The 21,780-nt window shown below is 40.8% G+C and carries 18 protein-coding genes and 1 tRNA gene; 7 read left to right on the plus strand and 12 right to left on the minus strand.

Translation table 11 applies throughout. The features are described 5' to 3' along the window. Window positions 1–171 precede the first annotated feature (171 nt). The 4 genes from ASG38_RS00060 to ASG38_RS00075 all read right to left on the minus strand — a co-directional run bounded on the left by ASG38_RS00060 (window position 172) and on the right by ASG38_RS00075 (window position 5,737). A complete protein-coding gene (locus ASG38_RS00060; RefSeq protein WP_056065351.1) occupies window positions 172–366 on the minus strand; it encodes a hypothetical protein in 195 nt (64 codons plus the stop codon). A 12-nt stretch (window positions 367–378) separates the two neighbouring features. Then, window positions 379–3,129, minus strand: a complete 2,751-nt coding sequence (locus tag ASG38_RS00065) for a T9SS type A sorting domain-containing protein (RefSeq protein ID WP_056065354.1) — start codon at window positions 3,127–3,129, stop codon at window positions 379–381. 315 nt (window positions 3,130–3,444) lie between these two features. After that, window positions 3,445–4,248, minus strand: a complete 804-nt coding sequence (locus ASG38_RS00070; RefSeq protein WP_056065357.1) for an AraC family transcriptional regulator — start codon at window positions 4,246–4,248, stop codon at window positions 3,445–3,447. Between the two features lie 73 nt (window positions 4,249–4,321). After that, window positions 4,322–5,737, minus strand: a complete 1,416-nt coding sequence (locus tag ASG38_RS00075; protein ID WP_056065360.1) for an aldehyde dehydrogenase family protein — start codon at window positions 5,735–5,737, stop codon at window positions 4,322–4,324. A 195-nt stretch (window positions 5,738–5,932) separates the two neighbouring features. Here ASG38_RS00075 and ASG38_RS00080 point away from each other — a divergent pair, with 195 nt between their 5' ends. From ASG38_RS00080 to hemN, 3 genes are all read left to right on the plus strand, one after another. Beyond that, window positions 5,933–6,754, plus strand: a complete 822-nt coding sequence (locus ASG38_RS00080) for an SDR family NAD(P)-dependent oxidoreductase (RefSeq protein WP_056065362.1) — start codon at window positions 5,933–5,935, stop codon at window positions 6,752–6,754. A 77-nt stretch (window positions 6,755–6,831) separates the two neighbouring features. Beyond that, window positions 6,832–7,728: an AraC family transcriptional regulator gene (locus tag ASG38_RS00085; protein ID WP_056065365.1), complete on the plus strand. Its 897-nt coding sequence runs from the start codon at window positions 6,832–6,834 to the stop codon at window positions 7,726–7,728. Between the two features lie 100 nt (window positions 7,729–7,828). Further along, window positions 7,829–9,196 carry an oxygen-independent coproporphyrinogen III oxidase gene (gene hemN / locus ASG38_RS00090; RefSeq protein WP_056065367.1) on the plus strand — a complete coding sequence of 456 codons (1,368 nt, stop codon included), beginning with the start codon at window positions 7,829–7,831 and terminating at the stop codon, window positions 9,194–9,196. A 242-nt stretch (window positions 9,197–9,438) separates the two neighbouring features. Here the strand turns inward: hemN and ASG38_RS00095 are convergent, their stop codons facing one another. The 8 genes from ASG38_RS00095 to ASG38_RS00130 are packed head-to-tail and all read right to left on the minus strand — an operon-like array spanning window position 9,439 to window position 18,112. Continuing rightward, complete coding sequence (locus ASG38_RS00095) at window positions 9,439–10,140, minus strand: sulfite exporter TauE/SafE family protein (protein ID WP_056065370.1); 702 nt, start codon at window positions 10,138–10,140, stop codon at window positions 9,439–9,441. Window positions 10,141–10,146: 6 nt separating this feature from the next. Next, window positions 10,147–10,599 (minus strand): FixH family protein, encoded by a 453-nt coding sequence (locus tag ASG38_RS00100; protein ID WP_056065373.1) that lies wholly within the window; start codon window positions 10,597–10,599, stop codon window positions 10,147–10,149. A 51-nt stretch (window positions 10,600–10,650) separates the two neighbouring features. Further along, on the minus strand, window positions 10,651–12,069 hold the full coding sequence (gene ccoG / locus ASG38_RS00105) for a cytochrome c oxidase accessory protein CcoG (RefSeq protein WP_056065376.1): 1,419 nt from the start codon (window positions 12,067–12,069) through the stop codon (window positions 10,651–10,653). A 26-nt stretch (window positions 12,070–12,095) separates the two neighbouring features. Continuing rightward, a complete protein-coding gene (locus ASG38_RS00110) occupies window positions 12,096–13,028 on the minus strand; it encodes a cbb3-type cytochrome c oxidase N-terminal domain-containing protein (protein WP_056065379.1) in 933 nt (310 codons plus the stop codon). Then, window positions 13,025–13,228, minus strand: coding sequence for a cytochrome c oxidase subunit IV (locus ASG38_RS00115; protein WP_056065382.1), 204 nt, complete (start codon window positions 13,226–13,228; stop codon window positions 13,025–13,027). The genes ASG38_RS00110 and ASG38_RS00115 overlap by 4 nt, the downstream gene beginning before the upstream one ends. A gap of 4 nt (window positions 13,229–13,232) precedes the next feature. Then, window positions 13,233–15,425, minus strand: a complete 2,193-nt coding sequence (gene ccoN, locus ASG38_RS00120) for a cytochrome-c oxidase, cbb3-type subunit I (RefSeq protein ID WP_056065385.1) — start codon at window positions 15,423–15,425, stop codon at window positions 13,233–13,235. Window positions 15,426–15,457: 32 nt separating this feature from the next. Further along, the gene (gene ccoS, locus ASG38_RS00125) at window positions 15,458–15,661 is read right to left on the minus strand and encodes a cbb3-type cytochrome oxidase assembly protein CcoS (protein WP_056065388.1); all 204 of its coding nucleotides are present in this window, start codon (window positions 15,659–15,661) and stop codon (window positions 15,458–15,460) included. 60 nt (window positions 15,662–15,721) lie between these two features. After that, window positions 15,722–18,112, minus strand: coding sequence for a heavy metal translocating P-type ATPase metal-binding domain-containing protein (locus ASG38_RS00130; RefSeq protein ID WP_056065390.1), 2,391 nt, complete (start codon window positions 18,110–18,112; stop codon window positions 15,722–15,724). A gap of 105 nt (window positions 18,113–18,217) precedes the next feature. Between ASG38_RS00130 and ASG38_RS00135 the strand changes: the two genes are divergently transcribed. From ASG38_RS00135 to ASG38_RS00145, 4 genes are all read left to right on the plus strand, one after another. Further along, a complete protein-coding gene (locus ASG38_RS00135; RefSeq protein ID WP_056066688.1) occupies window positions 18,218–18,898 on the plus strand; it encodes a Crp/Fnr family transcriptional regulator in 681 nt (226 codons plus the stop codon). A 226-nt stretch (window positions 18,899–19,124) separates the two neighbouring features. Then, a tRNA-Trp gene (locus ASG38_RS17535) sits at window positions 19,125–19,199 on the plus strand. Between the two features lie 20 nt (window positions 19,200–19,219). Then, a complete protein-coding gene (locus ASG38_RS00140) occupies window positions 19,220–20,611 on the plus strand; it encodes a hypothetical protein (protein ID WP_157485937.1) in 1,392 nt (463 codons plus the stop codon). A 1-nt stretch (window position 20,612) separates the two neighbouring features. Then, window positions 20,613–21,755 (plus strand): lamin tail domain-containing protein, encoded by a 1,143-nt coding sequence (locus ASG38_RS00145; protein WP_056065395.1) that lies wholly within the window; start codon window positions 20,613–20,615, stop codon window positions 21,753–21,755. Window positions 21,756–21,780 lie beyond the last annotated feature (25 nt).

A 21,780-nucleotide genomic window follows, 5' to 3' on the forward strand; every position in this document is an offset into this window, starting at 1 on the left:
GGCTACAGATTAGAAGAATTACACGAACTTTAGAAGCCTATTAACCTCAGAACCTCAGAACCTCAGAACCTCAGAACCTCAGTGCCTTAGAGCCTTAGTACCTTAGCACCTTAGCCACTTTTAAATAAAAAACGGCTGTAATCTCTACAGCCGTTTTTTTATTTAAAGAAATTATGCTTCCTTGGTTCTGCTTTTTAGCAATCGGTAGCCTAAATAAACACCGGCCAAAAGCATCGGAATAATATAATCATTGATTGGTGCCTGAGGGACATCTTGCGTATCATCGTCAAAATCTTCCTGGGCATTCATGTTTTGAACTCCCGTAGTCAGCATCAGAACTAATAGTAATATTTTGAAGTTTTTCATTTTGATAGGGATTTATTTTACTGCAATTTTTTGTTTTACTGAAGCTGTACCGTTAGATACCTGTAGGATATAGATTCCTTTGCTTAATTGCAATGATGGGTTTACTGTTATAATGCTTGAACTCTCTACATTAGCCTTGTAGATTTCCTGTCCAACAAGGTTGTATAACGTGATAGCTACTTTTCCGCTAACGTTGTTTGGCAATGCAATGTTGAACTGGTTGTTTTGTATAGGGTTTGGATATACTTTTACTGTACTGCTTTTCCATTCTCCATTTCCTAAAGCAGCAGAACGGAATACTATACGGAAGCGGTCGCTTCCGTAAGAGTTAGCTTCAGATGTTGTTGTAAAATTTACAGAATTAACTGCTGATAAATTCAACTGTGTTTCTGTATTGGCATATTGGTCAATAAGAAATGCCTGCATGTCTTCAGGGAAGTTAGCCGCATTGATTTTGAAAGTATAGGTTTTACCGGCTATAAACTGAAGTGTCTTTACCTGCAATTCGTCATTAGCCATAACAGGAGCCAGTGCATCGATAGCTAATATTTTGCTGTTTCTTCCAAATGCCAAATGCTCGCCCGAACCGTAAAGCTTTTCAACATCACCCAATCCGATGGCATTATCATAGTTGCTTCCAAATACTGCGATTGTACCGTCAATAGGATAAGTAGCTTCAGCTTCATTAGCATCATATACCGAAATACTTAATAATGATTTTTCTTCTGTAGTATTCGTTCTGAAAACATTTGTAGACTGCGAAGCTTTGTTGCTTTCTTCAAAAGTAACTGCACCGGCTACACCTAATATTGTATTTTTTACGAAAAACGCCTGTCCTGGCTGGATGTATTGGTTAACGGCTGATTCTGGCAAGTTATTGCTTCCAACAGTCTGGCTGTAGGCTACATAACGCCCTCTTTGTGCCGCAGTACCCATATTTGGGTCCCATGCATAATACACATCTTCTACACCTGATTTGGTTACAGAATGCCAGTCTACAGGACTCACATAAGGGTTTCCAATCAGGCTGTAACCGTTAGTTGTAGCGTTTTGAGTTGCATTGATGGCCGGAGTAGTCGCAGCATCAAAAACAACCTGACCTGTTTTCAGGGTTCCTTTTGCAGTTAAGGTTACGGCCGCATTCATATTGGCGGCAGAAGATTGCCCTAAGTCAACATTCCTGTCACCACGAATCAGGATTCTATAGCCGTTTCCTGCCACTAAATTGGTAGCGTCAGTATTTGCGATTGCGCTCCATCCACTGCCGGAAGCAGTATTGTTGTTATAAACATACATCGATGGATTTCCTGTCAATGTAGTGTCAAATCCGTTTGCGCCTGAATCAGAACCGGTAATATGGGTTCCGGTTTGCCAGTTATTGCTGATAAAATTAGTTGTGGTAACTCCCGGAGTTAAAAATCGGAAAGCACGTTTTCCTTGTGGGATATAGCGTTCAACGGTAACTTCTCCGGTGATAGATCCGGTTACGGCAGCGATTCTGGCAGAACCTGAAGCGGTTGATTTTAATATCAGGTTGCCATTAGCGGCCAAATTACCTGACACTACGTCAAGAACTCCCGTCAGGTTAGTCGTACCGGCTAAGGTTAGTCCGGCAGCATTATTAAGGATTAATTTCTGTACCGTATTGTTTGTAAAAAAATTAGCAGGAAGTGTTTGTGCTGTAGTACCGGAGAAAGTAATGTCACCTGCAGCAGCATCGATGGTTCCGCCGGTTTTAGACAATGTTTCTTTTACTTCCAATCCGTTAGCACCAACGATTACTGTACCAGAAGTAATGTTAAGGTTTTTCGCTGTAATTGGGCCTTGTGGTGCAGCAGCGGTCGTATCATAATTTCCACTGATAACGGCATCAAGAGCAGCAGTCGGATTTCCGTTGCTCCATGCGGAACCGTTCCATGTAGTAGAAGTAATAACTCCTGTACCGGAAACAGAGATATTTTGGTTAGATGCTCCTGAAGTACTTACTGTAACAGAACCAGATTTAAGTCCGGTACTCTGAGGTGAGAAACGCACATAAAGCAGTCTGCTGCTTACGGTGCCGGATGTAGGAGTAAAGCTTACCGAACCTGACCATGTTGAATTATTTGTACTTACCTGGAAATTTACAGGAGCAGTGGCTGTAATATTACCGGTAAGATTAGTTCCTGAAACTGTAACCGAAGAACTGTTGGATGAAGCACCTACATTGACATTGCCAAAGCTAGTAATAGATGTTGAGCTAACGGTAAATGCAGGAACAACCGGTGCGGCTGTAACAATAACATCGTCCATATCACAGTTACCGCTGGCTTTGGTATAAGTCCATCGGATGTAACGTGTAGAAGAAAGCAAAGGCAAATCAATATCAGAACACTGTGCATTGGTAATTGATGTTGCGCCGGTAGCCGTACCATACCTTCCTAATTCCGTATAATCACTACCATCTGCAGATTGTTCAACGAGCAGATAGGATTGTCCGGACATTCCTTGATTTTTTAAGGTCATCGATAAGGTCTGTGGTGCAGCATTAATAAAAAGTATCCTGTTGTCACCTGTTCCGTCAAAAGTCGTTGCACTGTTGTTAGAACAGGCAGAACTTGTAGTTCTGTGTGCGCATCCGTTGTTTGTCCATCCTTGTGGTTCAGTTCCCCAGGAAGTTCTGTTTACTGGCAATGTGGCCTGCCCCCATGCAGTGCCGAAAAATAACCCAAGTACTGCTAGTCCCAGTGACTTGATGTAATTTGTTCGTAGAATTGTTTTCATCAAAAAAAGTTAAAAGTTTGAGAGCCAAAGTTATAGGATTGAGTCCCAAGGCTCTTGAGCTTTAGATTACCTTTTCGTTAACGAACTTTTACTTATGGAGATGCTGTTTTAAGAAAGCGTGACTTTAAGGTTATGAAGTTTATTTTATGTTTAATTTTTTTTAATCTTTTAAGATATAAATCCTTGTTTTCTAATGGTTCACGGAAAAATAGGCGGAAAAGGCCTGTATCAAAACAGAATTGCTTTGGAATTACGGATTTCTGTAAGAAGGACTGGGTAAAGGTTCAAAAATAGCCCAAATTATTGCGATATGAATTATCCTGCTTTCGAAGGCGATACTCCATACTTTTTCTTAAATGCAAATGAAAAATGTGACAGGTCCTCGAAGCCTACATCAATATAGACCTCAGATGGTGTTTTGGATTTTTTTGTAATCAGGTAATAAGCCTCCTGCAACCGGCGTTGTTGCAGCCAATGACTTGGAGTGTCCTGAAATATTTTCTGGAAATCGCGTTTAAACGTAGCCAGGCTTCGTCCTGTGAGATAGGCAAAACGTTTGAGTTGTACGTTGAAATGAAAATTCCTGTTCATAAAAGCCTCAAGGTCTATCTTGCCGGGTTCGTTAAAATCAAATAAAATGTCTTTGAGTTCCGGATTGATTTTAATCAGCAGATAAATGGCTTCTTTGGTTTTGAGCTTTAAGAGTTCGGTATTGTTTTCCTGCGGTAATTGAAGATAGGCGAGCAGGGATTCCATAAAACTTACATAAAGCGGATTGGAGGCAATAGGAAGAACCGCTTTTTCCATAGCCGTTTTTGTGGCGGTATAATTAATTTCCCGGCTCACTTCCCGTAGCGTGTCCTGGTCTAAGAATAGGGAAAGAAGTTTAAATTCTCCGTTTTCGGGCGGCTGTTTGGCAAACTTGGCCAGGCGGTTTCGGATGCTAAGACGGAAATCGCCCTCTTTGCTTTCATAAGCATTGTTTGCATCCCATGCCGACATTGTTCCCGATATCTGATAACTAAAAACATGTTCCGGAATAAAATGTTCGCCCTCTCTGCTGCGTTGGTGATAGCAGGAATATAATACTTGCGGAAGGTCTTCTCTAATTGCTGTCATGAGCGTAAAGTTAAAAAAATAGTTTCAGGAATACAGCCACTTTAGCCGTATTCCTGAAACAAGGTTGGCAGTATTACCCAATTAATGCTTTTGGTTCCAAATAGGCTTCCAAACCATAAACCCCAAATTCTCTTCCTATTCCGGACTGTTTAAATCCGCCAAAAGGTGCTTCCGGGTCATGATTTAATTCGTTAACCAATACACGCCCCGCATTAATCTGGTAAGCAACACGTCGGGCTCTTTCGGTATCGGCAGAACTTACATAAGCCTGTAATCCGTAAATAGTATCATTGGCAATAGTAACCGCTTCGGCTTCATCTTTATAGGTAATAATGGACAATACCGGACCAAAAATTTCTTCCTGTGCAATGCGCATCTTGTTATCTACATTATAAAAAACGGTAGGTTTTACGAAATTTCCGTTTTCCAATCCTTCCGGATGGCCAAGTCCGCCTGCAAGTAGTGTAGCGCCTTCATCAAGACCCAATTGGATATAATTCTGTACCCGTTCGTATTGTTTTTTGCTAACCATAGGGCCAACAGCTGTTGTTTCTTCTTTGGGATTACCAACAGGAAATTGGGGAAGCAGCCTTTGTATTAATTCTTTCGCTTCTTCCAATCGGTTTTCCGGCACCAAAAGTCGGGTTCCTGCCACACAGGCTTGTCCGTTGTTCATAAAGGCCGCAGCAATAGCCATTGGAATCGCTTTGGTAAAGTCGGCATCATCTAAAAGAATATTAGGCGATTTGCCTCCTAGCTCCAAAGTGTAACGCTTAAGAGTAGCCGAGGCTTCACGTGCAATAATTTTTCCTACGTTGCTGGAACCGGTAAACGAAATTTTGGCTACATCAGGATGGCTGCTGATTTCGGCTCCCACCACATCGCCCAATCCGTTTACGATATTGAATACACCGGCTGGTAATCCTGCTTCATGCAGGCATTCTGTCATAATCTGTGTCTGTAAGGCACTCATTTCACTTGGCTTAATAACCACCGTACATCCGGCAGCTACTGCTGTGGCTAGTTTTCCGGCAATAAAACCGTTGCTGGCGTTCCACGGAATGATAATGCCCACTACGCCAAGCGGAACCAGTTGTACTTCAGAAAAGCCCATTTTTTTAGTGAAGTCGAATTTTTCCAGAGTTGCAATAGCAGAAGTAAAAGAACTCAGTGCAAATTCCATGCTCATTCTTGAGAATTGGAGCGTTCCTCCATATTCTTCAACCATTACCTCAATAAGTTCGTCTTTTCGTCTGGAAACTACCTCATGCAAACGTTTCAGATATTCGATACGTTCTGCTTTGGTTGTTTGGGAAAAAGTCCTGAATGCTTCTTTTGCTGCTGCAATGGCATCTTGTGCATCCTGCTTATTTCCCAAAGCAACCTGTCCGATTAGCTGATTGGTTGTTGGACTGATAAGGTCAAATATCTGATTTCCTTTTGGCTTTACAAATTCGCCGTTGATGTAGATTTTGTCAATCGTTTTCATATGCTATACTAATTTGATTAATTGTTACAGGACAAAATTCGTATACAAACAGCGGGCTGACTTTGCTGTAAAGCTCAAAGTTGCTTTGCTGTATGGCTCAAAACAAAATGTATATGTTTTACCGCTTTTTGTATAAGTTCTCCGGTGCGTCACCAGCCTAACTTTGTCCTGTTATTAATCTAAACACATTTACTGATGTCAAAAATCATATTTATTACAGGAGCTTCCAGAGGATTTGGAAAAATATGGGCAGAAGCCTTTCTTAAACGTGGCAATAAAGTTGCTGCAACAGCGAGAAATCTGGATTCGCTTAAAGAATTAAAAGCACAATATGGCGATGCAATATTGCCAATACAACTGGATGTGACCAGCCGTGAGCAAAGTTTTGCCGCTGTCAATCAGGCCAAAGAACATTTCGGAAAACTGGATGTTATTATCAACAATGCAGGTTATGGACTGTTTGGAACGATAGAAGAAACTTCAGAAAAAGAAGCCAGAGACCAGATTGAAACCAACGTATTCGGACTGTTGTGGATAACCCAGGCAGCGTTGCCAATTTTGAGAGCGCAGGGCCACGGACATATTATCCAATTGTCGAGTGTATTAGGTGTGGCTACTTTGCCAACTTTAGGAATATATAACGCCTCTAAATTTGCAGTTGAAGCCATAAGCGAAACACTGGCTACTGAAGTCAAGGAATTTGGTATTAACGTAACTCTGGTTGAACCTAACGGTTTCGCTACAGATTGGGCCGGGTCTTCTGCTATACAGTCAGAAACTATCAAAGCCTATGACAATGTAAGGGCTGCCTTCCAGGCCGGAATGGCTGATACGGATTCTTTTGGTAAACCGGAAGCAACAGCTGAAGCCATCTTGAAATTGGTTGATGCCGCCAATCCGCCATTGCGTCTTTTCCTGGGGAAAGTGGCCCTGCCATGGGTAAAAGAAGTATATGCACAACGTCTTTCAGAATGGGAAGAATGGAAAGAAGTATCTGCAAAAGCCCACGGAAATTAATTTGCTTTTTTAGTATATTTACGTACCTAATTTTAAAAAGAACTGCGCCTTTAAAAGCGTAGTTCTTCTACTTTTTTATGAGACATTTCAAAACCATTAGCGAACTGCACCGTTCCATCGGCTATCCGCCACCGGAAAATCCTTTGATTAGCCTGGTAATGTGTGAAAAGCTATCCGAATGTTCTATCGGGCAGAGCGAATTTACTACCGATTTTTACATGATTGCTTTTAAAAAAATCAAATCGGGTTATGTGCTTTATGGGCGAACAAAATATGACCATGATAACGGCTCGATGATGTTCATGAAGCCAAGACAGGTCATAGAAATCAATAATGTGGAACTCGAAGAAAAAGGATTTATCATCTGGATTCATGAAGATTTCCTAAATGGCTACCATCTGCATTCTGAGATAAAAAAATACGGATATTTTGATTACGAAGCCAATGAGGCGCTCCATCTTTCCGCACGCGAAGAACAGATTATCTGGGACCTGCATAGTAAAATTGAAGGAGAATATTATAATAATCAGGACGAATACAGTCGGGAAATTATCATTGCCCATATCGATTCTATACTGAAATATTCGCAGCGTTTCTATAAGCGGCAGTTTATTAACAGGACAGAATTGTCAGGAAAAACAGTTTCTAAGTTTAACGACCTGCTGGCATCGTATCTTGAAAAAGGAAAGTTGCAGGAAAAAGGACTCCCAACAGTCAAGTCACTGGCTGACTTATTCAACCTTTCACCGCGATACCTGAGTGATGTTTTGAAACAGGAAACCGGAAAAACGGCAATTGAATTGATTCACATCTTCCTGATTTCTGAAGCTAAAAATTTATTGCAGGGTTCTGAAAATTCGGTTTCTGAAACAGCCTATGCTTTAGGTTTTGACAATCCGCCTTATTTTTCAAGGCTTTTCAAAAAAGAAGTAGGCATGAGTCCCAACGAATACCGCAAGAATTTCGTGAATTAAGATATCCTGTTCAAAGTCATGTTGTTAAAATAAACAGACATGACAATTATCATTTTTTAAAAATAGCAACAGGAGTAGCTTTGGCATAAAATTACCGATTATGCCAAGCAATTCTCTTATTCAAAAATATAACGTTCCCGGTCCAAGATATACGAGCTATCCAACCGTTCCGTATTGGGAGAGTGGTGATTTCAGTTATGAAGCCTGGATGCAATCTTTTAAAAAATCATTCCGCGAAAGCAATGCTGCCGAAGGAATCAGCATCTATATTCACCTGCCGTTTTGCGAAAGCCTTTGCACATTTTGCGGCTGTACCAAACGCATTACCAAAAACCATAACGTAGAACAGCCTTATCTGGAAGCCGTTTTAAAGGAATGGCAGTTGTATTGCCATGCAATGGATGAAAAGCCTGTTATCAAGGAAATTCATTTGGGCGGCGGAACACCTACTTTTTTTGCCGTAAAACATCTGGAAGACCTGATTAACGGCATATTGAAAACCGGGACTAAGGCTAAAGATTTTGAGTTTAGTTTTGAAGGGCATCCCAACAATACAACAAAAGAACACCTGCAAAAACTATACGACCTTGGCTTTCGCAGGGTGAGTTTTGGCGTACAGGATTATTCCGAAACCGTACAGAAAGCCATTCACCGCATCCAGCCTTTTTCCAATGTGGCAAAAACAACATTATGGGCTAAAGAAATTGGCTATACGTCTGTTGGACATGATTTGGTTTTCGGTTTGCCGTTTCAGACGATTGAAGATGTGGTCGATACTATCGAAAAGACCCGTTCTCTAAGGCCGGACCGTTTGGCATTTTACAGTTATGCCCATACACCGTGGATTAAAGGTAACGGACAGCGTGGCTATAAGGACGAAGATATTCCTAAAGATGAGGAGAAGCGCAAACTATATGAAATAGGCAAGGCATTACTGCATTCCAACGGCTACCATGAAATTGGCATGGACCATTTTGCACTGGAAACCGATTCGCTTTATAAAGCTACTGAAGAAGGAAAACTGCATCGTAATTTTATGGGTTACAGCCACTCCAAAACACAACTTATGATAGGATTGGGCGTTTCGTCTATAAGCGATAGCTGGTATGGTTTTGCACAAAATGTAAAAGATCTGGATGACTATTACCAATTGCTGGAATGGAACCAGATACCCGTAAACAGGGGCCACATCCTTACCAGGGAAGATTTGATTATCAGACAGCACATACTCAACCTCATGTGCCGCTTTGAAACCGAATGGAACCATGCAGATGCCTGTTTCCCTGAACTTCCTGCCGTACTCTCCGAATTATCTGAAATGGAAAATGACGGTCTGCTGCATATTGAAAACAACAAACTTGTCATTACCGAAGCAGGAAAACCTTTTTTACGCAATGCCTGTATGGCGTTTGACCTTCGTTTAAAACGCAGAATACCGGAAACACAGTTGTTTTCATTGATTGTGTAGAGAAGTTACTAAGGTTTTGAGGTACTAAGGCTCTAAGGTTGAAAAGTATTGAGGTGAAAGGCACTAAGGTAAAAAGGTACTAAGGTTCTAAGTCTTTTGTGTGAGGTAAAGAATAAACAAAAATATTTATAAAGAAATCTCTTTTCGGAAAACAGAACCAAACCTCAGCGCCTTAGAACCTCAGTATCTTAGCACCTTTTTTAAAAACCTCAGCACCTTAGAGCCTCATCACCTTAGCACCTTTACTTACAATCTGCCCCGCTCTTCACAAACAAACTCATATCACCGGGAGAAACATACATAATATCCAATCCCATTCCTCTCAGAATAAAAAGTGTTCCTATAATGACGGTAACTACAGGAATTACTTTCTGCAATTTACTTCTGAAACCGTTGCTTAAAAAACTCCCTGCATAGGCCGCAGCGCTAAGCATAGGAATGGTGCCCAGTCCGTAGAGTGCCATATATGCGATTCCTAAAGGGGCGTTTTGCATGGCCAGTGCGCCAAACAAAGCGGCATAAACCAATCCGCAAGGCAGAAACCCGTTTAACAGGCCAATAAGAAACAAGGCGCTGTTGTTTTTTTTCCTGAACTGTTTCCCCAATCCTGATTTTACTTTGGAAATAATAGTATAAACTGGCCGTGAAAAGTTATATTTCATAAAAACCTTTTCAGGAACAATAGCAATCAATATCATAAAAACACCAACCATTATTGAAAGCTGCTGTTGCATCCCGGCCAGATAAAAACCTTTTCCAAGCAATCCAAAAATTAGTCCCAAAGTGCTATAAGCCGTTAATCTTCCCAAATGATAGAGCAGGAGTTGGGCTGTCTTTTTAGCCTGGCTGCTACGGTCGAGCGGCAGCATCATGGCAATTGGTCCGCACATCCCTACACAGTGGAAGCTGGAAATCAAACCGAAGAAAAAAGCAGAATATAACATTTTGGTTTATTCAAGGGTGAGCTGTTCTTTATTGAGATAGCCCGTGCCGTTGTAATTCCATTCAACAAGAATGTCCCAACGGCCGTCAGCCAAATCACTTTTAGGTATGAGCAAATTTGAAGAAGACAATGCGATGGGAATCCCAAAGTCTAATTTCTGACTGGACGGCCTGTAAAGGGACACTTTTCCTGTAATGTTTTTATAATCGAAATCGTGAGGGAAATGCACCGTAATACCGGTTTTGTTTACTTCAACCGTTACCTTTTCCTGCAACTGTTCTGCATTGTTTTCTTTGTCGAGCTGTGATTGCAGTCCGGTTTCATATTTGTAATAATCCTCTATCACCAGCTCATTATCATATTTGTGGTCAGACTGTACCAGAAAGACAAAAAAGAGGATAAATGACATGAACAGTGCAAAAGCAATAAAGATTCCGGTTCCCCAGTTTATTTTTTTCATGATTTCTAATTTTTAGTGCCGTTATGCTTTAGCAGACAGCACGATTATTTTTTAATTAAAGCTCCTCGGGCCGAGGAAATTGGTGCGTTCCGTTTCAATCAATTTGCCACCCTGGTAAACACCTATTTCAATAGAAGTACGGTCGCCTTCCAGAAAAGCCGGATGGATTTCTACAAACAGTGTTCCCTGTGCCATTCCTTCCTTATCAATAGTGAACCATGCTTTTCCAACTGTTTTTATAGTTCCTTTAGGGCTGAGCAGTTCAAAATGGATGTCGTCAAGATTGTGTACTGTCTTGTTGACAATTTTATACGTATATACATTACTGATGTTTTCGCCCTTGTGTTCAAACAACTGTCCCGGCAATCTCAATATGGTCGCTTCTACATCATTTCTTAAAAACAATAGTCCAATAAAAATACCGGTGAGAATCAGCAATACAGAAGCATAGCCTTTCATACGCGCCGTAAATTCAAACGTTTTATGTTTTGTAATCTCATCTTCTGAAGCATACCGGATCAATCCTTTTGGCAGACTAACCTTTTCCATAATGGCGTCGCATTCATCAATACAGGCCGTACAGTTAATGCATTCCAGTTGTGTTCCGTTACGGATGTCGATACCGGTTGGACATACATTGACACACTGTCTGCAGTCAATACAGTCGCCTTTGCCGCTAAGCGTACGGTCTTCTCTTTTATCAATTTTTGCCCTGCCTTTTTCCTTTTCGCCACGAACATGGTCATAAGCCACAATGATTGATTTATTGTCCAGCAGTACGCCCTGCAATCTTCCGTAAGGACAGGCAATAATGCACACCTGTTCGCGAAACCAGGCATAGACGAAGTAAAAAACTCCGGTAAAAATTAATAAGGCTATAAAAGTACTGAGGTTGTTAGCCAGGGGTTCTTGTACCAAACGAATCAGTTCGTCACTACCAATAAGATAGGCCAGGAAAACGTTGGCAATCAGGAAAGAAATAATAAAAAAGATAATCCATTTCAACAGCCTTTTGCGAATTTTTTCGGCATCCCAATCTTGCTTGTCAAGTCGCATCTGGGCTCCTCGGTCGCCGTCAATCCAGAATTCAATCCTGCGGAAAACCATTTCCATAAAGATAGTCTGCGGACATATCCAACCACAGAAAATCCTTCCGAAAGCTACTGTAAATAATGCCACAAACACGACTCCTACCAACATAGAGATAACAAACAGGTAGAAATCCTGCGGCCAAAAAGGAAATCCAAAAATGTTGAACTTGCGTTCGGTCACATTAAAGAGCAGGAACTGGTTTCCGTTGATTTTGATGAATGGTGCGGCAAACAGGAACAGCAGTAAAAAATAGCTGACAATCTTGCGTTTTTCATACAATTTACCTGTAGGTATCTTAGGATAGACCCATACTCTTTTTCCTTTGTCATCTACCGTTCCAATCGCATCGCGAAAGGATTCATCCCGCATTTTTGGCATAATTCTTATTTTTTAGACGGCAGCCCTTAGTTTTGGGCTACCGTTTTTGCTTCTTCTGTTTTAGTATCTGCCTTTGGTGCATTTTCTTCTACCCATATTTCACCTTCGGCCGGCTTAGGGTCTTTAGGGTTAGAGCCCTGAAGCGATAGTACATAACTTGCTACCTGCTGGATTTCAGAAGGTTTCAAAGTACCTTTCCAGGCCACCATTCCTTTACCGTCGCGACCACCTTCTGTGATGGTATGGAAAACATTTTTAATGCCACCACCCAAAATCCAATGGTCGTCTGTCAGGTTAGGGCCAATAGCTCCACCGGCATCCGGCCTGTGACAGGCCACGCAATTGGTTTCAAATATTGTTTTTCCGGCAGCAATATCGCCGGTGTCCGTAAGCAGGGTCACCGTTTCGGCGTCAATCAGGTCTTTGGCTGTCTTTTTATATTCTTCAACGGCTAGTTTGGCTTCGGCCATTTCGGTTTCAAATTCCTTAGCCTGGTTGTCATGTCCAAAGATGTGGTATTTTGCCAGATAGATAAAGGCGAAAACAATACAGGCATAAAATAGCTTGGTCCACCAGGGCGGCAGGTCGTTGTCCAACTCCTTGATTCCGTCATAATCATGATTCAGCATGATATCGGCTTCCTGTTCGATAGGACTTTCCTTGACAAACCATTTTTTGATTTTTTGGAACAGTTTGCTGTCCGTAATCTTAATTTCGTTGGCTTCTTCCAACTGTTTTCGCTGTTCATCGGTCAACAAATGATAGGTCACATTGTCTACTGCGGCCACAACCACTTCAATCGCGATAAGCAGGAACAGGAATACGACCAGAAACACTGAAATCATTGGATATTTCAGAAAAGCAGGCCTGTCGCCGGAGTCGATAAAATACTCCATAGCCAGAAATACGGCAAAGAAGATGATAGGTACCCTCAGGTATACCGGAAAGATTTTTTTCATGGCTTGTCGTTTTTGAGGTTATCGATTTCGTTTTCGCTTTCGAAAGGAATATGGCTCATTTCGGTGATTTTTTCTTTTTTGTAAGTGTAGGTCCATGCATAAAGGGCTACAAAAAATAAAAAGAAAATCAGTAGTGAAATGATAGGATAAATCTCAATTCCTGAGATGGTTTCCATATTGTGTTTGATGAATTTCAGCATGGCATTAGTTGTTGGTTTTTGCTTCTTTGACTTTGATATCGGTTCCCAGTCGTTGCAGATAGGCAATCATAGGAACAATCTCTCTTTGATGCATTGGTACAAAGGTTTCACCTTTGGCAGCGGCGGCCTTTTGACTTTCTTCATAGCTTTTCTTGAAGTCAGGGTCACTATACAGGTTTTTCTCTATAGCCAGCGCCTGTTTTTTAATGGCGGCCTGTGCGTTGGCAATTTCTTCCTTGCTGTAAGGAACACCCAGTTGTACCATAACTTCCATTTTTTTCTGGATATCGGAATAATCCATCGGTTTGTTATCAAAAAGCCATTTGTAGGATGGCATGATGGATCCAGCCGATGTACTTCTTGGGTCCCACATGTGGTTAAAGTGCCAGTTGTCTGAGTACTTGCCTCCCAATCGCATCAGGTCGGGTCCGGTTCTCTTAGAACCCCAAAGGAACGGGTGGTCATAGACATATTCTCCTGATTTGGAATATTCACCATAACGCTCCACTTCAGAACGGAACGGACGAATCATTTGCGAATGGCAGCCAACACAACCTTCACGGATATACAAGTCGCGTCCTTCCAGCTCCAGTGGCGTATAAGGTTTAACCGCTGCAATTGTAGGAATGTTTGATTTTACCATAATGGTTGGCACAATCTGTATGATACCGCCAATCAGGATGGCAATAGTTGCCAAAATGGTTAACTGTATAGGTCTTCTTTCCAGCCAGGGGTGGAATTTTTCGCCTTTCAGCCTTTTGTTTGTAATTTTCTGTAAAGCAGGTGCTTCGGCCAATTCGTCTTCGATTGCATTTCCTTGTTTTACAGTTTTTACGATGTTGTAAATCATTACAAACAGTCCAATAATAAACAGGGTACCTCCAATAGCTCTCATCCAGTACATTGGCATAATCTGTTTTACAGTTTCAAGGAAGTTTCCATATACTAAAGAACCGTCAGGATTGAATTGTTTCCACATTGAAGCCTGTGTAAAGCCTGCCACATACATTGGTAGCGTATACAGGATAATACCTAAAGTACCAATCCAGAAATGGAAGTTGGCCAGCTTTTTAGAATACAATGACGTTTTTGCCATGCGTGGCAACAACCAGTATATCATACCGAAGGTCAGGAATCCGTTCCAGGCCAGAGCACCTACGTGTACGTGGGCTACAATCCAGTCGGTAAAGTGGGCAATAGCGTTTACGTTTTTAAGTGATAGCATTGGTCCTTCAAATGTGGCCATACCATAACCCGTGATGGCTACGACAAAGAATTTCAAAACCGGTTCTGTTCGTACCTTATCCCAAACACCGCGTAATGTCAGCAATCCGTTAATCATACCACCCCAGGATGGAGCAATCAGCATAATGGAGAATACTACACCCAGGTTCTGTGCCCAGTCCGGCAATGAGGAATAGAGCAGGTGGTGAGGTCCGGCCCAGATATAGATAAAAATCAATGACCAAAAGTGAATGATAGACAATCTATAGGAATAAACCGGACGATTGGCAGCTTTTGGCACGAAATAGTACATGAGCCCCAGGAAAGGCGTTGTAAGGAAAAATGCTACGGCATTATGTCCATACCACCATTGCACCAAAGCATCCTGTACTCCGGCATATACTGAGTAGCTTTTTAGCGCTCCAACCGGAAGCGCAAGGCTGTTAAAGATATGCAGTACGGCTACGGTTACGAAAGTAGCGATGTAGAACCAGATAGCCACATAGAGATGGCGCTCTCTTCTTCTGAGAATCGTTCCAATCATGTTGATACCAAATACGACCCAAACCACAGCAATGGCAATATCTATAGGCCATTCCAGTTCAGCATATTCTTTGGAAGAAGTATAGCCTAATGGCAGCGTGATGGCGGCGGCTACAATAATAAACTGCCACGCCCAGAAATTAATCTTGCTCAGCACATCGCTGAACATTCTGGTTTTGAGCAAACGCTGCATCGAATAATAAATACCTGCAAAGGTAGCATTACCCACAAAGGCAAAAATAACCGCATTGGTATGCAGCGGACGCAGCCTTCCGTAGCTGAGCCATGAAATGTTTTCCGTCAGGTTTGGAAAGAGATACATTGAGGCTATCAAAAGCCCTACAAGCATCCCTACCGCACCCCAGATGATGGTCGCGTAAAGGAACTTCTTTACGATTTTGTTGTCATAGTAAAACTGTTGTACTTCCATGCTTGATTTTGGATTTATTGGGTTATCAGATATTAAGGATTGGTTTCCGGGCAATTTTTCCGGGTTTTGGATGGGTGCTCCTGTTTTTTAGAAACAACTTCATCGTCAAAAAGTACCCGAACCGATGGAGTATAGTCATCGTCATATTGTCCGCCCCTGACCGCCCTCACAAAGGCAATAAAGAAGCCAACAGCCACGACAATGCTGATGGAGATTAATAAATAGATGACGCTCATACCTTATGATTTTATAAGAACAAAATTACTTTGGCAGCTTTGGGAAAAACATGATATTTATCATACCCGGCCGGTTTTGGGTTTTAATTTTCGGGCATAATAATTACTGGCCAGCGTAACAAAGCTGATAATGGTTACGGTGCTTAACGGCATAATAATGGCCGCTACCAGAGGCGACAGTTTTCCGCTAACGGCAAAGCCTAATCCGACTACATTATAAAGCAGCGAAAGCGTAAAACTCATCTTGATAGTAGTAATGGCCTTTTTAGAAAATTTCAGGAAATAAGCAATCTTCGAAAACTCCGTTGCATCGAGTATGCCGTCGCAAGCCGGAGAGAATACATTGACATTCTCAGAAATAGAAATCCCCACATTGCTTTGTGCCAAGGCTCCGGCATCATTCAATCCATCGCCAACCATCATTACATTATGACCTTTTTCCTGCCATTTTCTGATGGCTTCCAGTTTTTGTTCCGGTTTTTGGTTAAATAACAATTCTGTACCTTCAGGTAGTAGCTGTTCCAGCTGTTTGCGTTCGCCGTCATTATCTCCCGAAAGGATTTTTATATCATAATTCTTTTTTAGACTCTGAAATAGCTGCTGAAGACCTTTGCGGTACTGGTTGTCGAAAACATAACTTCCCTTGTAATCGTTATTGATGGCAATATGCACAGCCGTTTGTGTATTGCTTGAGTTTTCGCACCCTACATAGGAAGCCGCTCCAAGGCGAATACAGTTTCCGTCAATAATACCCTCAATACCTTTTCCGGTAATTTCTTCAAAACCATGCACGATACGCAGTTCGGCAACCGGAAGGAAATCATACAGCCTGCGGCTTAACGGATGGTTGGAACCCCGAAGCAGATTTTTGATGTATGACAGTTCTATAGCAGACAGCGGATTTCCAATAAATGAAATATCAGATGCCTTGCTGGTTGTAATGGTTCCGGTTTTGTCAAAAACAATCATATCGGCTTTGGCCAATTGTTCAATTACGCCGGCATTTTTAAGATAGAGCTTCTGCCTGCCCATAATCCGTAATACGTTGCCCAACGTGAAAGGAGCAGTTAATGCCAATGCACATGGGCAAGCCACAATCAATACGGCGGTAAATACATTAAAAGCAGTATTAGCATCTTTAAAAATCCAATAGCTGAAACCGAGAAAAGCAATCAGCAACAGGGCAGGCGTAAAGTAACGGCTAATGGCATCAGTAATACTTCTGCGTTGCACGGCATTTTTCTTTTGAAAAATATCATTGCTCCACAACTGGGTAAGATAGCTTTGGGAAACTGAGTTTAAGACTTCCATTTCAATTACCTGTCCCAATAACCGCCCACCGGCAAAAACCTTATCGCCTGATTTTTTATGGATAGGGTCAGCTTCTCCGGTTACAAAACTGTAATCAATCTGGCAATCGTTGCTGATGAGTATGCCATCTACCGGAATCAGTTCCTGATTGCGGATAAGCAGTCGGTCACCTTTTTGGATATCGTAGACAGGAACAGAAACTTCTTCCTGTGCCTTGATTTGTGTGACGGCAATTGGAAAATACGACTTGAAATCTCTTTCAAAAGAAAGGAAACTGTAAGTTTTTTGTTGGAACAGTCGGCCAACCAGCATAAAAAAGACAAGAGCTGTAAGACTGTCAAAAAATCCCTGTCCGTAACCCAGAACAATATCTACGGTACTGCGGACAAACATGACGATGATTCCCAACGCAATCGGGATATCGATATTGAACATACCGTTTCGGATGCTTTTGTAGGCAGAGACATAATAGCCGCTTGCGGAATACAGGAAGGAAGGAAGTGACAGTCCGAAAATGAGCCAGCGAAAAAAACCGCGGTACTGGTCGAGCCAGAATTCTTCGGTTTCAAAATATTCCGGAAAGGAAAGCAGCATGATGTTTCCGAAACAGAAAAAAGCTACTCCCAATTTATAAATAAGGCTGCGGTCTGATGCATTCCTGCCTTTTTCATAATTCTCCAATGAAATATAAGGCTCATAACCAATAGTGCAGAGCATCAAAACGATGTCTTTGAGATTGGTTTCCTGCGGATTGAAAATAATCCGCACCTTTTTTTCTGAGAAGTTGACCTGAGAAGAGCCTATACCACGATGAAGCCGGTGCAGGTTTTCCAAAATCCAGATACAGGAACTGCAATGGATGTGCGGAATATACAGAGAGACAATACTGGTGCCTTCTTCCTGAAATTCCAATAATTTGGAGGTTATCTTTTCACTGTCTAAAAAATCATATCTTCCATTTACGGCCTGAGGCGAAGCGCCCGGCATTTTTCCAAAGTCATAGTAAGACGAAAGTCCGTTGTCTGCGAAAATTTCATAAACCGTCTGACAGCCTTTGCAGCAGAATGATTTTCCGTCAAAAACAATTTCTTCTTTTTTAATAACTTCAAGACCGCAGTGAAAACAACTGTGCGTGTCCATAATTTGCTCATTTACCTGATGCAAAGTTTGGAAATGCCTTAGGCACAAACTATGATAATTATCATGCTTTTCCGTATCTTTGCAAAACTAATTCCCATCCCGCCCATGAGTAAGTGTGAGCAATGTATCGTTCGAGAGTTTAGTTCGCTTAAGGCCCTCAATAAAGAGGAACTGCTGAAAATAGCGGACTGCAAGTCGTCCTATACCATCAAAAAAGGAGAACCTGTTTTTGAGGAAGGAGAGAATGTGAATGGCATTTTTTGCGTTAAGGACGGAGTTTGCAAGTTGTCCAAACTAAGCGCTAACGGCAAGGACCAGATTATTAAGTTAGTCTCTAAAGGAGAATTGCTCGGACAGCGCTCCATGATTAGTGATGAGCCGGCTAACCTGAGCGCCATTGCGCTTGAAGACATGGAAGTATGCTTTATCCCAAAAAGCGAAATCATGCCGTTATTCAACAAGAATAATGCATTTTCAATGAACGTAATGCGCGCCATTTGCGGTGACCTTAAAGAAGCCGACGACCACGTCGTGGACATGGCACAGAAAACCGTTCGTGAACGCCTGGCCGAAACGCTTTTGCACCTACAGGAAACCTTTGGTACGCACGAAGATGGAAGTCTGAAAACCCAACTCACGCGTGAAGAAATTGGCAGTATGATTGGAACGGCAACAGAAAGCTGCATCCGTTTGCTATCAGACTTTAATAAAAACGGGCTCATCGAACTTAAAGGCAAAAAGATATTTTTAAAAGATATTAAAGGTTTAAAGAGGGAAGCGGAGTAATTTGGTTTTCACTACAGTATATACAAAGCACGAATTGAATTGCAATTCGTGCTTTTTTATTCATAATAAATTTATTATGATTGGCTTCTTCAAGATTTTAAATATCAGACTCTAAATTTCTCAATTTACTTAAAAATCAACAATTTTAAGATATGTATAATTAAATGTTTAAAATTTAACATTTATAATTTCTTTTGTAAGAAAACTTTTTTACTTTTGCCCGCAAGAGGAAGTAAAATAATCAGTTTAGTAGCATAGTCTCCAGGAATTATAGTTGCGAGTTCGAATCTCGCCTTCCTCTTTTTTAACTAAATGCCTGAAATGAAAACAAACAGAAGAAAATTTATAGGCACTTCATCAATGACTCTTGTAGGTATAGCCTTTACAAACACCCTTTTAGGTCAATCTGTTTCCTCCCTTATTAAAATTGTTGAAGAAACTATTCCTCAAAAATTAAAACGTGCTGCAGATTTGCGAAATAATCAGGTAACGTCCTCGCCTGTATTTAGAAATAGGTCTGGTAGTAACCGGAATATGGAAGCGGCTTTGGATATTTACAATGAAGTGATTGTTTTAGACGCAAAAGAAGTCAGAGCCTATGATGGCATAAGGAAGGTATTGTTGCAGAGTAAATATAAAGAACTTGAAGTATTGCAAGTCTTTTCCAACTACCTTGTTGTAAATACTGTTAGTCCAATCTTCAAAGAAAGAGTTGCAAAAGAATACATGCGTCTGGCATTAGGAAATAAAAAATTTGCCAATCAGTTAAACAGCCCTAACGATCTATTGCTTGCCTCTAATACACTATTAAATCAGGCTAGAATTGCTGAACCTGATAATGAACAATTTGAAGCTCAATATCAGAAGACGGTTGCAAAAATTACACAACAAACAGTTGTTTTAGATGCAAGAGACAATCCTGCACTTAAAGCATTGAAAAAGATCAACAGGCAGAATCATAAGAAAAGGTTTGACCATCTTACAGCAGCAGAAACAAAAATCTTATTGGATAAACTTCTTGCCAAAAAGCCGAATACGGACAGAAATAACCACATCAGGGAAATTCATAAGGTATATATCAATAAACTGGTAAAAGGCGGAGATATATATAATGCAGTCAAAGAACTTGAAGGACTTATTAAATTTGATAACAGTGATGTTCATGCTTTGAAAATGGCAAGAAAAATATGTATACAATATTATAGGTATGAAAATCTTGAAAATATAGAAAGGGAAAATGATAAGGTTAAAGAAAGTTTCTGGTCAAAAACAGCCCTATTTGATATTTTATTGAAAAGATATCAAAAGGAAAACACAGGAAGTATTTCTGAATTGGAAGATATTTTGTCGAATGCAGCATCAAAAGCCAAATCTTTCGGGCAGTTTTTTGAAGTAAATACCAGAAAGATAAAAGTGTCAATGATACAGAAGATAGATCCTGAAGCAGAATTAGGTAAGCTGGCCGATAGTATCAGCGGAATAAAATCAGCACATGCTATTGATCGGTTTAATGTGCTTTGTGTTAAACATTATATAGAAAAGAATATGAGGCCCCAAGCCGTAAAAGTAATCAATATTGCCTTGCGCCAAAATGGACTTTCGTTGGATGATTTTCTGTTGCAGAAAGTTGAGGAGGTAAATAGACACAGAATAGCAGAAAAACCTATTCACAACGAAAGATTGAATTATTTAAGGACTCAACTGTTTGACTAAAATGGGTGGAAAAAAACTCTTCTTTGCAGTATTTGCTCTTCTTTGCGGTATTTCGGCTTTTTCGCAGATAGCTATCACAGAAATTTATTATGATACTCCCTATATTGAACGAACAGACCGGGCTTACCATCATTTGGGTGAATATATTGAACTTTATAATTATACTACTGAAGACCTGTCGCTTAAGGGATGGTCAATAACAGACAATGCATCAAAATATGTCTTTCCGGACAATGTGATAATCCCTTCTCAAAGTTTTATTGTTGTAGCTTATAGAGATCCTTTTGAGCCCATAGGTGACTACTTTACCACTTTTTTCCCTACAACTATCGGAAAAGAATCACAAATCTTTTACCAGGGAAATGTAATGTTTAGGAATAAGACAGAGAATATAAGCCTCAATGTAGGATTTGTGAGGGGAACAGACTTAAGAGGATATGCTATCCAAAGTGCTAGCTGGCATAATGATGAATTTGACCGTCACTTTAATCCAGGATATATGAATCCTTCCGGCGTAAATTTTTATCTGGAATCACTTCATCTGAGTAACGAAGAATATTTCTATCCCGGTACTCCAACCCCTCTAACAGCAGCTTATGTTCCTCCAACACAAAATCTGGAAGATATAGCAAGCTTTCAGCAAGCTTCTCAGGATAATTATGCAAGCCTGACATGGGAAACCTACAGTAATGCTATTTTGGCAATAACATGTCCTTTAACAATAAATGTTGTGCAACAAACTGCTCCATATATAAATCCAGTTCTAAAAAAATGCTTTAGTCATGATGCCTCCGGCAATTTGGTCAGTACTTTTCTGTGCGATGAAAATAATGAACGGACAAATGATAGCGGGCAGGCTTTTGAATATGGTAGTTCAGAACTTGAAGAAATAGCTTCAAAGATTATATTATATCCAAATCCTACCAGTACTACTGTAAATGTACAATGGGACGGATCAATTAATGGGAAGATTACGCAAATGCAAGTATTTAATACAGGAGGAATCAATATATCAAATACAACAATATTGGTCTCCCAATCCTCCACAGTTATTGATCTTTCTTACCAGCCTACAGGAATCTATATTGTGAGATTTCTTCTCGATTCGGGACAATTCATTTCCAAAAATGTAATGAAAATCTAATCTTTAAATTTTCTATTCCAAAAAA

Origin of the sequence: Flavobacterium sp. Leaf359 (genome assembly GCF_001423985.1) — a bacterium.
In the GTDB taxonomy this organism is placed as follows: Bacteria; Bacteroidota; Bacteroidia; order Flavobacteriales; family Flavobacteriaceae; genus Flavobacterium; species Flavobacterium lindanitolerans.